The organism is Paludisphaera sp., from assembly GCF_037189885.1.
GTDB lineage: Bacteria > Planctomycetota > Planctomycetia > Isosphaerales > Isosphaeraceae > Paludisphaera.
Map to the genome: position 1 here is coordinate 1 of NZ_JBBCIR010000042.1, position 14,106 is coordinate 14,106.

Annotated in this window: 12 protein-coding genes and 1 rRNA gene; 7 read left to right on the forward strand and 6 right to left on the reverse strand. The window is 69.5% G+C overall.

All coding sequences use genetic code 11. The annotated features are described in order from the left end of the window. Window positions 1-28: 28 nt before the first annotated feature. Window positions 29-136: ribosomal RNA gene (gene rrf, locus WG209_RS13740) — 5S ribosomal RNA — on the forward strand. 101 nt (window positions 137-237) lie between these two features. Here the strand turns inward: rrf and WG209_RS13745 are convergent. The 3 genes from WG209_RS13745 to WG209_RS13755 all read right to left on the reverse strand — a co-directional run bounded on the left by WG209_RS13745 (window position 238) and on the right by WG209_RS13755 (window position 2,590). Beyond that, complete coding sequence (locus tag WG209_RS13745) at window positions 238-966, reverse strand: hypothetical protein (protein ID WP_337175625.1); 729 nt, start codon at window positions 964-966, stop codon at window positions 238-240. 165 nt (window positions 967-1,131) lie between these two features. Further along, entirely contained in the window at window positions 1,132-1,848 is a 717-nt protein-coding gene (locus tag WG209_RS13750) for a protocatechuate 3,4-dioxygenase (protein ID WP_337175626.1), read from the reverse strand. 130 nt (window positions 1,849-1,978) lie between these two features. Further along, a complete protein-coding gene (locus tag WG209_RS13755; protein WP_337175627.1) occupies window positions 1,979-2,590 on the reverse strand; it encodes a DUF1990 domain-containing protein in 612 nt (203 codons plus the stop codon). A 51-nt stretch (window positions 2,591-2,641) separates the two neighbouring features. Between WG209_RS13755 and WG209_RS13760 the strand changes: the two genes are divergently transcribed. The 4 genes from WG209_RS13760 to WG209_RS13775 all read left to right on the forward strand — a co-directional run bounded on the left by WG209_RS13760 (window position 2,642) and on the right by WG209_RS13775 (window position 7,806). Further along, window positions 2,642-3,673, forward strand: a complete 1,032-nt coding sequence (locus tag WG209_RS13760) for an NAD(P)H-binding protein (RefSeq protein ID WP_337175628.1) — start codon at window positions 2,642-2,644, stop codon at window positions 3,671-3,673. 360 nt (window positions 3,674-4,033) lie between these two features. Further along, entirely contained in the window at window positions 4,034-5,899 is a 1,866-nt protein-coding gene (locus tag WG209_RS13765) for a sulfatase (RefSeq protein ID WP_337175629.1), read from the forward strand. 94 nt (window positions 5,900-5,993) lie between these two features. After that, on the forward strand, window positions 5,994-7,130 hold the full coding sequence (locus WG209_RS13770) for an AAA family ATPase (protein ID WP_337175630.1): 1,137 nt from the start codon (window positions 5,994-5,996) through the stop codon (window positions 7,128-7,130). Between the two features lie 52 nt (window positions 7,131-7,182). Then, the gene (locus WG209_RS13775) at window positions 7,183-7,806 is read left to right on the forward strand and encodes a DUF3226 domain-containing protein (protein ID WP_337175631.1); all 624 of its coding nucleotides are present in this window, start codon (window positions 7,183-7,185) and stop codon (window positions 7,804-7,806) included. Window positions 7,807-7,821: 15 nt separating this feature from the next. Here the strand turns inward: WG209_RS13775 and WG209_RS13780 are convergent, their stop codons facing one another. From WG209_RS13780 to WG209_RS13790, 3 genes are all read right to left on the reverse strand, one after another. Further along, entirely contained in the window at window positions 7,822-8,937 is a 1,116-nt protein-coding gene (locus tag WG209_RS13780) for a family 16 glycoside hydrolase (RefSeq protein ID WP_337175632.1), read from the reverse strand. A 141-nt stretch (window positions 8,938-9,078) separates the two neighbouring features. Then, a complete protein-coding gene (locus WG209_RS13785) occupies window positions 9,079-10,065 on the reverse strand; it encodes a diguanylate cyclase (RefSeq protein WP_337175633.1) in 987 nt (328 codons plus the stop codon). Window positions 10,066-10,170: 105 nt separating this feature from the next. Further along, on the reverse strand, window positions 10,171-11,028 hold the full coding sequence (locus WG209_RS13790) for a response regulator (protein ID WP_337175634.1): 858 nt from the start codon (window positions 11,026-11,028) through the stop codon (window positions 10,171-10,173). 487 nt (window positions 11,029-11,515) lie between these two features. Between WG209_RS13790 and WG209_RS13795 the strand changes: the two genes are divergently transcribed. Together WG209_RS13795 and WG209_RS13800 are read left to right on the forward strand one after the other, a co-directional pair. Continuing rightward, on the forward strand, window positions 11,516-12,541 hold the full coding sequence (locus WG209_RS13795) for an SDR family oxidoreductase (protein ID WP_337175635.1): 1,026 nt from the start codon (window positions 11,516-11,518) through the stop codon (window positions 12,539-12,541). Window positions 12,542-12,972: 431 nt separating this feature from the next. Beyond that, window positions 12,973-13,593 carry a PEP-CTERM sorting domain-containing protein gene (locus WG209_RS13800; protein ID WP_337175636.1) on the forward strand — a complete coding sequence of 207 codons (621 nt, stop codon included), beginning with the start codon at window positions 12,973-12,975 and terminating at the stop codon, window positions 13,591-13,593. The last annotated feature ends 513 nt before the right edge of the window (window positions 13,594-14,106 follow it).

Genomic DNA, 14,106 nt, shown 5'->3' on the forward strand with positions numbered 1-14,106 from the left:
GGGGTTGAACGCCCCCGCCGGCCGACTTCCCGGCGACCATACCCGCGGGGCCACACCCGTTCCCATCCCGAACACGGCCGTTAAGCCCGCGGGGCCCATGATAGTGCATTCGCGCGAAAGTCGGTCATCGCCGGGATCCCACACTAGAAGCCCCCGCGCTCGCATGAGCCCGGGGGCTTCTTTTTTGCGCGCCGCGGCACTCCCTCTACGAGCCAGTTCGTGAAGACGTTCCGGGTACTACCCGAGGAGGTCGCGTAGCTTTCGACATTCCGCGTCGAGCGCTTCGTTTTCTCTCTCCAGCACGACGCCCCAGTCGGGCAGGCTGGCGGCGAGCGCTTCTCGGAGGAGCTCCATCCCTTCCGTGCCCGCTGCGAAGATCGCCTGCCCCCACGAGGTCGAAAGTCTCGCGGCCATCACCCCGAACGTTTTGTCATCCTGTCCCACGGGCCGGAGCACTTCGATCGAGCCGAATGGTTGGTCGGTCTCGGTCATGTGCCCGACGTACTGCTCGCGGCCTGTCGAAGCAGGTGACCGCTCCCAGTAAAGCCGCCCGCGTGTCGAGGCGTCGCGCACCGCGAGGGCCAGGGATTGCCACTTCGTGGAGATGTCGGGCGGCTCGGCCATGCTCGGCTCCGGCGGGCTGACTCGATCGATCATTTCGCGGACGTGTTCTCTCCACTCGCGCGACGACGTGGCAAGGAACCGGAGCGCATGGTCGTGCCCTATCGTGCCCCAGGTCGAGCCGACTTCGACGGCCTCGGATGCGATCACGACCGCCTGTCGATCGAGCGGGATTCCATCCGCGGCATACCACCAGATGTGGCGGAGCCGGTAACGCTGTCCATCGCATGCGGATCGGCAGGTGCAGACATCATCCGCCGCTCCTTGCGGGTCCCAGCGCATGAGTCCGGCTTCGGCGGCCAGGGCCAGGAGCCTGACGAACTCGAATCGGGGCCTTCCGTTCATGCGACCCTCGGGTGGCAGGCGTCTTGAACTCAATCCCTCAGATGCTCGAGGTACTGCTTTTCCAAGTCCGCTACGCTCCGGTGGCTCGGGGAAGTTTCGCGTGGCGGCTAAACCTCCCGGGTGATCGCCTCGTGTCACGGACGTGATGCTGCTCAGGTATGCGGCTCAGGTATTGCGAAGTCGGGCGTCGCGGGTCGTGTGCAGGACCTCGTCGTCCGGGGTACGGCCGAGGACGATGTCGTACGCGGCGGTCCATTCGCCTGTCTTGGAGTCGGGGACTGGGCGGAAATCGGCCATCAGGAGCTTGCGCGCGGAGTCGTCGAGGCCGTGCTGGACCACGCCGTCGGTCTTGTTGCCGGGATGGCCGTCGATGAAGAGCTGCGAGGTCAGCAGGGTGCGGTCGCCGCGCTTGATCTTGTAGTGGATGTGGGGCGCGGGGCGGCCGGGGTAGGGGACGGGCTTGATGGTGCGGAAGCGGTACTCGCCCGTGCTCGCGGTGGTGAAGCGGCCGAAGCCCTGGAAGTTCTTGTCCTGCCTGTCGGCGTTCTTGCCGCTGTCGGCGGTGTGCAGATAGACCTGATTGCCGTCGCACTGCCAGATCTCGATCGTCAGCCCCTTCAGGGGGGTCCCGGTGACGTCGAGGATCCGGCCGTGGAGTTGCGCGATCTCGCCGACGGCGGGGGTGAGCGAGTCGCCCAGGATGACGAGGTCGTTGTCCTGGTCGAGCGGGAGTTGGTCCGGATAGAAGGGGCCCTCGGTCCTCGACGGCGTGCGGGCCAGCTCCTCGGCGAACAGCCCGCGCGTGGTGAAGAACGCCGCGCCGGCGGCGAGCGAGCCCATGAAGGCTCGGCGATCGGTCGAGCGAAGGATGCGGGAAGTCATGGCGGGAGCCCCTGGTTATCGGTGAGTGCGACGAGACCGGCCCCTCGTATCGTGGCGACGCCGCCGTCCTCCCGCAAGTGAGGAAGCGTCGAACCGAGGGAGGGCGTCCGAGGAATCCCTGGACGGCGCGTCACTTCGTCGGCGTCGCCATCCCTTGCGCGGCCATCGATCGCGCCATCGCCGCGACCGATTCGAAGCCGAAGCGTCGCTGAGATCGACGCATGTAGGGATAGCCCAGGCGGGCGAGGATCAGGTTGGGGCGGGAATAGGCTCGCACGTCATAGAAGACCGCGTCGGTCTCCGCGTCCCAATCGACGAGGAATCGCTCCTCGCCGGACCCGACGTGATCCGGAAGGGTGCCGTAGGCGAAGCCGAACCGCGCGCGGGGCTCGGCGGGGTCGTCCTCGTCGATGACGTAGATGACGCGGCAGGCGTTGACCCACCAGACCCCCAGGCGGCGGGCGACGATCGCCACGACCTCGCCTTCGCGGATCGGCGCGTCGGCCGGCTGGATCTCCGCCCATCCGATGCGGAACTGGTCCCATCGTCGAAGCGCGGTCTTCGCGCGCTCGAACGCCTCGCGGCCGGTGCCGATTCGTTCGCGGGTGTGGTTCAGCCGGAAGGACGGAGGGGGGAAGGGGTCGGCCGTCGCGCCGACGGGGGAGTAGGTGAAATCGAGCCTCGCCTGGGCGTCGAGGAACTTCCGGACGGTTTCGGCAGACGGTTTGCGGAAGCTGTGCATCGTGCTCTCATCGCGGACGGTTATCTGTTGAATGGCCCGGGGGCGACGCTCATGTCAGCGAATCTCGAACCATCGCCGCCGATCCTCGTCGCCGGTGCCAGCGGATACATCGGCGGGCGACTCGTCCCGGTCCTGGAGCGTCGCGGCGGCCGGGTCCGCTGCCTGGCCCGCAAGCCCGACGTGATCCGGGAGAAGTTCGGCGCCGGAGTCGAGCCCTTCGCCGGCGACGTGCTCGATCCCGACTCGCTCCGGCCCGCGTTGAAGGGGGCCCGGGTCGCGTATTATCTCATCCACCTGATGGCGGGGGACGGCGATTTCGAGGAGCAGGACCGCCGCGCCGCGACCAACTTCGCCGAGGCCGCCCGGGACGCCGGCGTGCGCAGGATCGTCTATCTCGGCGGCCTGGGCGACGACTCCGACGCGAATCTCTCGCCGCATCTCAAGAGTCGTCACGAGGTCGGCCGCATCCTCCGCGACGTCTCGGGGGCGGAGACGATCGAGTTCCGCGCCTCGGCGATCCTCGGCCCCGGCAGCCTGTCCTACGACATGGTCAAGTCCCTGACCGATCGCCTGCCGGTGATGGTCTGCCCGAGCTGGCTCTCCACGCCCACGCAGCCGATCGCCGTCGACGACGTGGTCGCCTACCTGGGGGCGGCCCTGGATCTCCCGCCGGGCGAGAGTCGCGTCGTCGAGATCGGCGGGCCCGACGTGGTCCCCTATCGCGGGCTGATCGAGGAATACGCCCGCCATATGGGGCTGCGCCGGATCCTGGTCCCGGTCCCGATCCTCTCGCCGTGGCTCTCCGGGCTGTGGCTGGCGCTGGTGACGCCGAACAAGTTCGCCGTCGGGCGGCACCTGATCGAAGGGCTCAGGAATCCCACCGTCGTCCGCGACGACGCGGCCCGAAAACTCTTCCCGCGGATCCATCCCGTCGGCGTCGCCGAGGCCGTCCGTCGCGCCATCGGCCAGGAAGGGCGCGATGAGGGATCGTGGCCTGACGCCCGGGAGCGTCGGGGCGGGAAAAACCCCCGCGACGAAAAGAAACCTGAAATCGCCGCGTCGGACCCGAGGATCGTCTCTTGATGGTGATCCTTGGCAATTCGTGATCGGTGAGCTTGACCCGAGGCTCCACGGGCCGCGACGGGCGTGTCGCCAGGGGGCCCCACGTCCCGAGCCAACCCGCAACTCGCCGCCGAGAGCCCTCGCGGCCGATCTTCCTCGGCTCCCGGCGTAGGCGAAACGCCCCGAGAGCACGATTCGAAAGTAACGAACGAAGCCACGGGGATTTCGTCGAAATGATTTTCGTGGAATTGACTTGCGGCGAATGTCGGTTGCGCCCCGCGTGACGAACGAAGCCAACCGCGGCCGAGGATCGGCGTTGCTCGGTTTGGCGGGCTGGGGTATGGAGGGGCTGGACCCAGGGACGGGGAAGGGGGGGGCGACATGGATGGCGCGAGCGCGGCGAAGGTTGGCGGGGTGATCGAGGCCGAGGCGAGGCGCGCGGCGTCGCCGCTGGGGGTGGCGCGGCTGGCGTTGCTGTTCGGGCTGCTGACGGGGACGCTGGAGTTGACCCAGTGGCTCGTCCGCAACGAGATTTCCGGCGGCGGGGCCCTCGGGACCTTCCAGATGAGCCGGCACTTCTTCTGGATGATCCCGGCCTCCAACGTGGCCATCTTCGGGGCGATCGGCGTCGTGCTGGGGCTGTTCGCCTGGGTCCGGCCGGCCTGGGCGCGGAAGGCCACCCTCGCGGCGATGGGGTTCCTCTGCGGGCTGGCCCTCCTGCTGACGATCCCCGGCCTCTACGGCTCCGCGGCCGTGGCGCTCGCGGCCGGCCTGGGGGCGACGACCGCGCGCCGAGCCCTGGCCGACCCGGTCCGATTCCGCCGCGCGCTGGTCGTCGCGCCGGCGGCCCTGGGCGTCGTGGCGGCGGTCCTGTACGGCTGGGGCCGCGTCCACGCCACGCTATCGGCCCGGGTCCCCGCGACGGCCGCGACGGGGCGCTCGCCCAACGTCCTGCTGCTGGTGCTGGACACGGTCCGGGCGGAGAGCCTGAGCCTGTACGGCTACCATCGCGACACCACCCCCAACCTCAACCGCCTGGCCGCGCGGGCCGTCCGGTTCGATCAAGCCAGGTCTACCGCGCCGTGGACCCTGCCGTCGCACGCCAGCATGTTCACGGGGCGATGGCCCCATGAGCTGAACGTGGGGGAGAAGAAGCCGCTCGACGGGACCTATCCGACGCTGGCCGAGGCGCTCTCCTCGCGCGGATACGCGACGGGGGGCTTCATCGCCAACACGTTCTTCTGCAACCAGTGGTTCGGGCTGGGCCGGGGCTTCCGGCACTATGACGATTTCTACGAGGAACAGGAGTCGGTCTCGGTCGCCGAGGCCCTGCGATGCTCGTCGCTGGGCCGGCTGGCGGTCAAGGCGCTGCCGGATTCGCTCGGCGGGGTGGAGCGTCGTCGCAAGGACGCGGCGCGGATCAACGGAGCCTTCCTGAACTGGCTCGACGGGGAAGGGGGGGGCGACCGGCCGTTCTTCGCCTTCCTCAACTACTTCGACGCCCATGGCCCGTTCATCCCGCCCGACGGCTTCGAGCGCCCCTTCGGCCGTCCCGCCGCCGACGCCGAGGAGGAGGCGATGATCCGCGAGTGGGACGTCCGCTCCCGCGCGGGGGTCACGGACGCCCACCTCGCCCTGGCCCGCGACTCCTACGACGACTGCCTGGCGTACCTCGACCAGCAGGTCGGCCGGCTGTTCGACGAGTTGGAGCGGCGCGGGATATTGGACGAGACGCTCGTGATCGTGACCTCCGACCACGGCGAGGGCCTGGGCGAGCACGACCTGATCGGCCACGGGCGGAGCCTGTACGACCAGGAGACCCGCGTGCCCCTGCTGATCTTCCTCCCGCGCGGCGAGCGGGGCGGCGAGTCGGTGGCCGAGGCCGTCAGCATCCGCGACATCCCCGCCACGGTCCTCGACGTCCTGGGCCTGGACGGCCCCGCCTTCCCCGGCGCCTCGCTGGCCCGCCGTCCGACCGCGGAGGCCCCCGTCCTGACCGAGGTCCGCATCAAGGACGCCGTCTCGAAAAACCCCGCCCGCCCCCCCGCCTGGCGCGGGCCGATGGCCGCCGTGATCGCCGACGGCTTCTCCTACATCCGCAACGCCGACGGCCGCGAGGAACTCTACGACGTCCTCGCCGACCCCGCCCAGCTCCGCGACCTCGCCCCCGAACCCGACTCCGCCGAGACCCTCACGCGCCTGCGCGAGAGCCTCGACGGCATGAGGACGGACGGGGGCAAGGATTGAACCGGCCGGGCTTCTTCCCCCTGTTAGAATGTGGGCGAAGTTCTCGCGCGGGCCGTGCCCGCGCCTCCGACGTCGATACGAAGGCGAGCCGGCCATGATCAAGCAGCTTGTTATGGAAGGGTATCGCGGCTTCGAACGCTACACGCTCGCTAACCTGTCTCGCGTCAACCTGCTCGTCGGCAAGAACAACTCGGGCAAGTCGTCGATCCTGGAGGCTGTCCAACTCCTTGCCGACGGCGGCGACTTTCGGACGCTCGATCAGACCGCTCGAAGGCGAGGAGAGACGATTCTTCCCCCTTCCGATATGGGACGCGCCACGACAGCGAGGCTGCCTGACATATCTCATTTTTTCCATGGCCATTCGATCGAGCCCGGATCCCAGTTTTGGCTATATTCTGGCGACTCGTTCGGGTTTCTCGGTTTCGAGATCGTCCCCATATCGGACTATAGGGGAAAACTCCCCAGATCGGCCGCAGGCCTCGAGCTCCTGGATCCAGCCGATTTCATCCTCGTCGTAGGCGCGCAGGACGGTGGCTACTCTCGGTCCCCTTGGGACGACCACCCAGCGGTCCCGGTCTCGATGGCGGGAGCCTTTGATCCACGTCGAGCATTCACGAGGCACGCGCGACTCGCCGCTTTTCCGAGGATGGAGGGATTGCCATCATTGTTCTTGCCTCCCGAGTCCCTGGATCGTGGTGAACTTGTCGAGTTGTGGGACAAGATCATCACCGACGGCGACGAGGGGGAAGTTGTCCGCGCGATGCAGCTCCTGGAACCCGACCTGACCAGCATCGCGTTCCTGAGCGGCGAGCGATCCGCCGCGTCCGACCCGCGCGGCGGCGTCGTGGTTGGATTCCAGGGCGAACCCCAGAGGCGCCCGCTGGGGAGCCACGGCGAAGGGATGCGTCGTCTGCTCACCCTGGCGGTGGTGCTAGCTCGGACGAAAGGCGGCGTCCTCCTCATTGATGAGGTCGATACGGGGCTCCATTACTCGATCCTTGGCGACGTATGGAGCCTGATCGTGGAGACGGCCGTCCGCAACGACGTCCAAGTCTTCTTGACGACGCACAGCCTCGACTCCCTCCGGGCACTGGCCTGGTTTTGCGGGGCGCGACCGGACCTGGCGGGCGAGGTCACAGTCCAGAAGATCGAGCGGAGGCTTGACGAGGCGGTCGCGTTCGAAGCCTCGGAGATCCAGATCGCCATCGAGCAAGATATTGAGGTCCGTTGATGGCGAAGAACGAGACCAAGCTCCGGCTGTACGTCGAAGGGATCGATGACCAGTGGTCTCTCGTCAGCCTGCTCTACCGCACAACGGCTTGGACTATCCGCCGGGTCGAAAGCCCTGGGAGACTCCTCCCGATCTCCCGTTGTTCCAGCAGGCAGGCAGCGTGGATGCTCTTCTGGACTCGATCGAGCCGAATGTTAAAGCATCCACTGGACGGCCCGTTGGCTTCATCCTCGACGCCGACGCGCCGATCGCCAGCCGCTGGCAGGCGGTTCGAGATCGCTTGGCTCGAGTGGGAGTTCCCGCGGTCGGTGACGCCCCGCCTGTGGACGGCTTCATCGGCGAGTCAACACGCTTCAAGGTTCCCGCCGTCGGCGTCTGGCTGATGCCGGACAACGCGCGGGACGGCAAGCTGGAGGACTTCCTGGCCGACCTCATCGCCGCGGATGATGTCCTCATCGGCCACGCCCGCAAGGCGACGGCCGAGGCGAGGGACCTCGGCGCGGCCTTCTCGGAGCCGGACGTCATCAAGGCCGAAGTCCACTCCTGGCTCGCATGGCAGGGGGAGCCGGGCAAGCCGTATGGTCAGGCGATGATGGCCCGGTACTTCCAGCGCGACGCCGCCGTCGCGGCCCGGTTCGTCGCCTGGTTCAGGCGGTTGTACGGGCTGGCCGAGTAGCCGCGGGGGGCCGCCTTACTCCTCCACCCGCGGGAAGGGGCGGGGGGAGCCGTCGCCGATGCGGAGATTGACGAGGGTCGGCTTGCCGGCGTCGTCCTTCTCGAAGGTGACGTCGCCGTCGGTGTAGGGGAGGACGAAGTGGAGCGGGGCGACCGGGACGATCCGCAGCGGGGTCGCGCGGAACGGGAGCTTCAGCAGCAGGTGGTCGTCCTGGCGCGTCAGCTGGAGCTGGACGCCGTCGGCCTGGCCGTAGGTCCCGGCCAGGGCGTCGAGGTCGGCGGCCGGCACGGCAACGATCTTCGGCTCCCGGCGCTCGGCCTCGGTGGCGGGGACGCGCTCGGGGAGCTTGCGGACCCAGATGTTGCGGAAGCGGACCGGGTGGCCGTGGTCCTGCAGCTCGATCGGGCCGGTCGTCGCGCCCGGCTCGTAGGCGACGGCCTCCAGCCACGACGTCCCGCCGACGGGGGGCTCGTTGTCCTGCACCAGCACGCCGTTGAGGAACGCGGTGATCCGCGCCGGCTCGCGCAGGGCGCCGGAGGGGTCGAACCGCGGGGCGCGGAAGGCGACGTCGTAGGCCTGCCACTCGCCGGGCGGCTTCGTCGCGTTGAACAGCGGCGGGTACTGGCCGTAGATCGCGCCCGCCATGCCGTCGGCGTAGGTCTCGGCCTTGTAGGTGTCGAGGATCTGGAGTTCGAAGGACCCCATCAGGAAGAGGCCGCTGTTGCCGCGGTCCTGGCCCCGGCCGCGAGGAGGGGCCGGCGAGGCCCACTCCAGGTGGATCTGCGCGTCGCCGAACGATTCCCTGGTCCGGATGGCCCCCTTGCCGGGGGTCACGACGAACGCGCCGTCGGCCACGGACCACTCGGCCGGCCCGCCCGAGGCGGACTCCCAGACGGCGAGGTCGCGGCCATCGAACAGGACCACGGCGTCGGCGGGGGCGGGGACGCCGACCGACCAGCCGGCGGGCTCGACCACGGCCGGGCGGGGCCGGGCCATGTCGTGCTGGCGCCAGCCGCTGGGTGTCGGGATCGAGGCGACCGGGGGCCGATCCCCGGCCATCCCCAGGGTGGTTGCAACGATCGCGGCCCCGCCCAGGGCCGCGAAACCGAGCCGGAACGAGCGGACGTACATGATTCCCCGGGCCCCCGAACGACCTCGCGTCCACGCTCCCCCGATTCGACCACGACCCGTCGCCGGGGGGCGCGATCGCAAGTATAAGGCGCTCCGACGGCCGGCCACGAGGGCCTACCGCCGGGACCGGGGCGGATGGGATCAGGCCGGGGGGGGATCCGCCGGGGCGTCGTCGATCGCGGCGGCCTCGACGCGGTCGCGCCCGCCGGCCTTGGCGCGGTAGAGCGCGGCGTCGGCGCGGCGGAGGAGCCTGGAGGCGGTGTCGCCCGGGACGGCCTCGGCGACGCCGAAACTGGCCGTGAGCCGGCGCGGGGCCATCTCGGGCGGGCCGGCGTCGGGCGTCGCCAGCCGGAGCCGCTCGGCGACCCGCATCGCGACCTCCAGCGGGGCGTCGGGGAGCAGGACGACGAACTCCTCGCCGCCGAGCCGCGCGACCAGATCCTCGGCGCGGCTCAGGCCCCGCAGCAGGTCGGCGAAGGCGGCCAGGACGCGGTCGCCGCAGGCGTGGCCCCATCGGTCGTTCACCGCCTTGAAGTGGTCGATGTCGGCCATGACCAGGCAGAACGGCCGCCCCTCGCACGCCTGGACCGTCAGCTGGATGTCGAGCATCCGGTCCAGCGCGCGACGGTTGGCCAGGCCGGTGAGGGGATCGCGCTCGGCCGCCTCGCGCGCCTGGCGGAGCGCCTTCCGCAGCGCCGCGTCGCCGGAGGCGTCGCGGAGGACCACCAGGACCCCGAGCAGGGCACCACCCTCGTCGCGCACGGGCGAACAGCGGGCCTCCACCTGCACCCGCTCGCCGTCGCCGCGGCGGAGCGTGCCCATGCGGTCGATCGGCCTGCCCTGGAGCAGGGCCCGCTTGCCCAGGTAATCGTCGGCCTGGAGCGGCACCCCGGCGGCGTCCGTGAGCCCGAGCCGCGAGCTCGAGGCCGGCCGGCCCACCATCTCGCTCGCGGAGTAGCCGGTGAAGCGCGCGGCGGCCTCGTTCCAGTGGAGGGTCAACCCGGACGCGTCGATGAGATAGGCCGGGTCGCGCAGGGCGTCCAGCAACCGGCCGGCGAGGCCGCCGCCCAGGGCGTCCCGGTGCGGGGCGGTTGGGGCACACCACGACGATTTTGCTTCCGCGTTCATCTCCGCCGCGACTCCCGGGGCCTGATGCGGCACCGCGCCGCGCCGCGACAATACCGGGATTCTAGGGCGCGGACTTCCCGGGCGACGGCGATTCGAGGCAGACGCTCAGGAGGCGTCGGACGGGGAGGAGTCCGGCGGGGCGAACCGCTTGATGAGCGTGACCTGGTTGCCGCTCTCGTTGTATCGGAAGTCGTCGACGAGGCCGCGGGCGAGCATGATCCCGAAGCCCCCCTCGCGGATCCCCAGCTCGTTGCGCAGGTCGATGTGGCCGATGGGATCCTCGTCCGAGGCGGCGTGGGGGAGCCGGCCCGGGTTGAAGCCGGGGCCCTGGTCCTGGATGATCAGCGTGATGGCCTCGGGGTCGATCCGGTAGGTGATCCGCAGGACCAGGTCGGCGTTCTTGCGGTGGCCCCACTCGATGGCGTTGCCCCCCATCTCCATCACCGCCTGCTTCAGATCCTTGATCTGACGGTCGGTCAGCCGGGTGTGGGCGAAGAGGTCGGCCAGCAGGTCGTTGGCCTGCTGGAGATAGGTCAGCTCGCTGCGGATGTCGAAGTTGATCTCCCCGGAGGTCCCCCGCCGGCGGTGCTCGTCGTGCCAGGCCAGGGCCTCGTCCATCGCCCGGAAGAGCTGCTCGGGGGCGAACGGCTTGGCCAGGTAGCCGTTGGCCCCGACGCGCACCCCCGCGACCCTGTGGTGGGCCTCGTCCAGCGCGGTCACCATGATGATCGGGATCAGGTTGGTCTCGCGGTCCCGCTTCAGGGCGTCGCAGATCGCGAACCCGTCCATGTCCGGCAGCATCACGTCGAGCAGGATCAGCACGGGATCGTGCTCGGCGACGGCGGCCTTCACCTGGGCGCCGGCGTGGAGCTGGATCGGTTCGAAGCCGCGAGACCGAACGAAGCTGGCCAGGACGTCGTTGGTGTCGCGCTCATCGTCGACGATCAGAACCGTGCGCGGCATGGGCAGAACTCGATAGGGCGAACGGGACAGCGAGGAGAGCCGCGCGCGTCGCCCGGACGCGGCGGACGGTCGGAGCCATTGTCGCGCGCCGCCCCGGCCCTGGCAAGGGAGAGAGGTGCCCGGGCGGCGGGCGCGGCGAGCCGTCGCCGCGCGTCCCGGCCTCTCGGGCGTCGCCGCCTTCTCCCAGTAATCTAAGGATCCGGCCGCGGCCCGTCCACCCCCCGTCGCGCGGATCGCGCCTCTCGAAGGTTTTCAAGCGAAGGGCCAGGCGCGTCGTCGACGGGGGGGCTCGGCCTGGGCTCCGCGGGGCCGGTCCGGCCGTCCGCGATGTCGCGACGGTCGTCGACGCCGTCGAGGACTTTTCATCCCGTACCGCGCCAGGCGGGGAGGCCGTCGCGTGGCCCCGGATATCCCCCCGGGCACCCGATTTGCGACCCCGCCCCGCCGAGACGAACCTCGTTCGATCGTTCCCGTCGGAGTCGACGCCATGAACAGCGGTTTGAAGAAGGCCCTCGCCGTCGCGGCGATCGGGGCCGGCGCGGTGGCGGCCGCGCGGGCGTTCGCCCGGAACCGCCGGATGATCCACCTGGGCGGCCGAGTCGTCCTGATCACGGGCGGCTCGCGCGGCCTGGGCCTCGTGACGGCCCGCGAATTCGCCGCCCAGGGCGCCCGAGTCGCCATCTGCGCCCGCGACGCCGACGAGCTGGAACGCGCCCGCGTCGACCTCGCCTCCCGCGGCGCCGACGTCGCGGCGTTCACCTGCGACGTCACCGACCAGGCCCAGGTCGACCGCCTCGTCGCCGACGTCCTCGCCCGCTTCGGCCGGCTCGACGTCCTGGTCAACATCGCCGGGATCATCCAGGTCGGCCCCTTCGAGGAGACCACCCTCGAAGACTATGAGGAGGCGATGCTCACCCACTTCTGGGGACCCTACTACACGACGACCGCCGCCCTACCCGCCATGCGCGAACGGGGCGAGGGGCGGATCGTCAACGTCTCCTCGATCGGCGGCAAGGTCCCCGCCCCCCACCTCCTCCCCTATAGCGCCAGCAAGTTCGCCCTGGTCGGCTTCTCCGAGGGGCTCCGCGCCGAGCTGATGAAGGACGGCATCTACGTGACGACCGTCGCCCCCGGCCTGATGCGCACCGGCAGCCCCCACCGGGCGATGTTCAAGGGCCAGAACGAGAAGGAATTCGCCTGGTTCACCATCGGCGATTCCATCCCCGGTCTCTCCGTGAGCGCCGAGAAGGCCGCGCGGCGGATCGTCGACGCCGCCCGCCACGGCGACGCCGAGGCCATCATCTCCCTGCCCGCCGAGGTCATGGCGCGCGCCGCGGGGCTTTTCCCCGGCGTCTTCGCCGATGTAATGGGCCTGCTCAATCAGTTCGTCTTCCCCGCCCCCGGCGGCATCGGCAGGGCGAAGCGAGAAGGCCGCGACAGCCGCTCCCACCTCACCCCCGCCTGGGCCACGGTCCTCACCGACCAGGCCGCGGCCCGGAACAACGAGCTGTAATCCCGCCGCCCCCGGGACGTCTCGACCGAGATCTCCGCCCCCGGGGCACCCCTTTTTCGGACGCCCACACGCGCCGGTTCCGCGCAATTCCTGTTCGATCAGGTCTATATAAGCCGCTGGGCGAGCGTTGCCAGGGCCATGCTGATTTGTATGGCATTGCGCTTCGCCTGAGCGGCCCGACGTTGCCGGGGGTCGACATGCGGGCGACGCGGAGTCCGCAAGGTAAGGGTAAAATCGACATGGACCAAGTGATGATAAGTTTTCCGTTGACATCGGGCATCGTGGCGTTCACAATGTGCACCGCAGTGGAGAAGGAAAACAGGACGACACCCTGACGCGAAACCTCACGCTCAAGCCAAGGCAGTGGACGCCACTCGTGCGAACGCCAGGGATTGGCTCGTTAGAAGAAACATCAATTTGAGGGGAACAGCATGACGATCACCCGCAAGGCCTCTTTCCTGGCCGTCTGCGCCACCGTCCTTCTCGCCGCCGCCCCGGCCGCCGTCGCCGAGCAGATCATCTTCGTCGCCACCGGCACGTTCGACGCGACCGGCACCAGCCGCCTCGACAACATCGCCGGCGTCGACATCAGCTTCGACACGGGCATCGGCGTGCTCAACCTGGAAGACGGCGAGTTCTCTTTCGCCACCTTCGGCCAGTTCAACACCAGCTTGACGGACGCCGCCACCCCCGTGCAGGTGGACACCGGATTCACGCTGAACATCACGCAAAGCGCCCCGACGTTCGACACTTACGACTTCACGGGCTCCATCAGCGGTCGGATCTACTCCGAGGGGAGCACGCTGGTTATGCAGTTCAACGGGCCGCTGACGTTCACCACGGCCGACGGGCGCGTCCGGTACGACATCCTCAACGCCGACAGCGGCACCCCCGGCCGGATCGTCATCAGCGCCCCGAATACGAACGGCGGCATCACCAGCGTGAACGGCCAGGTCACCCTGAACGCCATCCCCGAGCCGTCGGCCTTCGCCCTGATGGGCCTCGGCATCCCCGCCCTGCTGCTCTTCCGTCGCCGCCTCGCCGCGGCCTGATCGCGACTGGTCGGCTTGCCGCTACCCTCAACGCCACGGCGGTCCTCCCCCCTAGGAGGGCCGCCGTGGTCATTTCGAAGCCCTTCGGTTCCGCGCTCGATCGCTCGCGGCCCCCGGCCGCCGCCTTGATCCCCATCACGACGCCGACGCGTTCGCCATGCCCCCGGCCGCCCTGCCACGGGCCCGTCACGGTCATGCCTTGCCCTTTCGCCATCCACGGCATGAGCGACCGCCGAGAGGCCCGGAGCTTCCCCCGTCCGCCCCGCTCGTGAACGCCCACGGCCGTGCGAACCCGCGCGTGGACCGAATCCGTTCATGTTCGGCTTCGTGAAGCCCTGGATCAAAAGATGCAGGTTGGTTTGCGCGTGCCGGTGTCGATATCGGGCCGGTCGCAGTCGTTCCCGACGGCCGGCGATCTTAGATTCAATGGGGCGTGGGCGAGGACGTTGGCGGGCCACGTCGGGCGGTCGTCGGGCCCACTCGTTCGCAAGCTACATGATATCATGAAGTTGT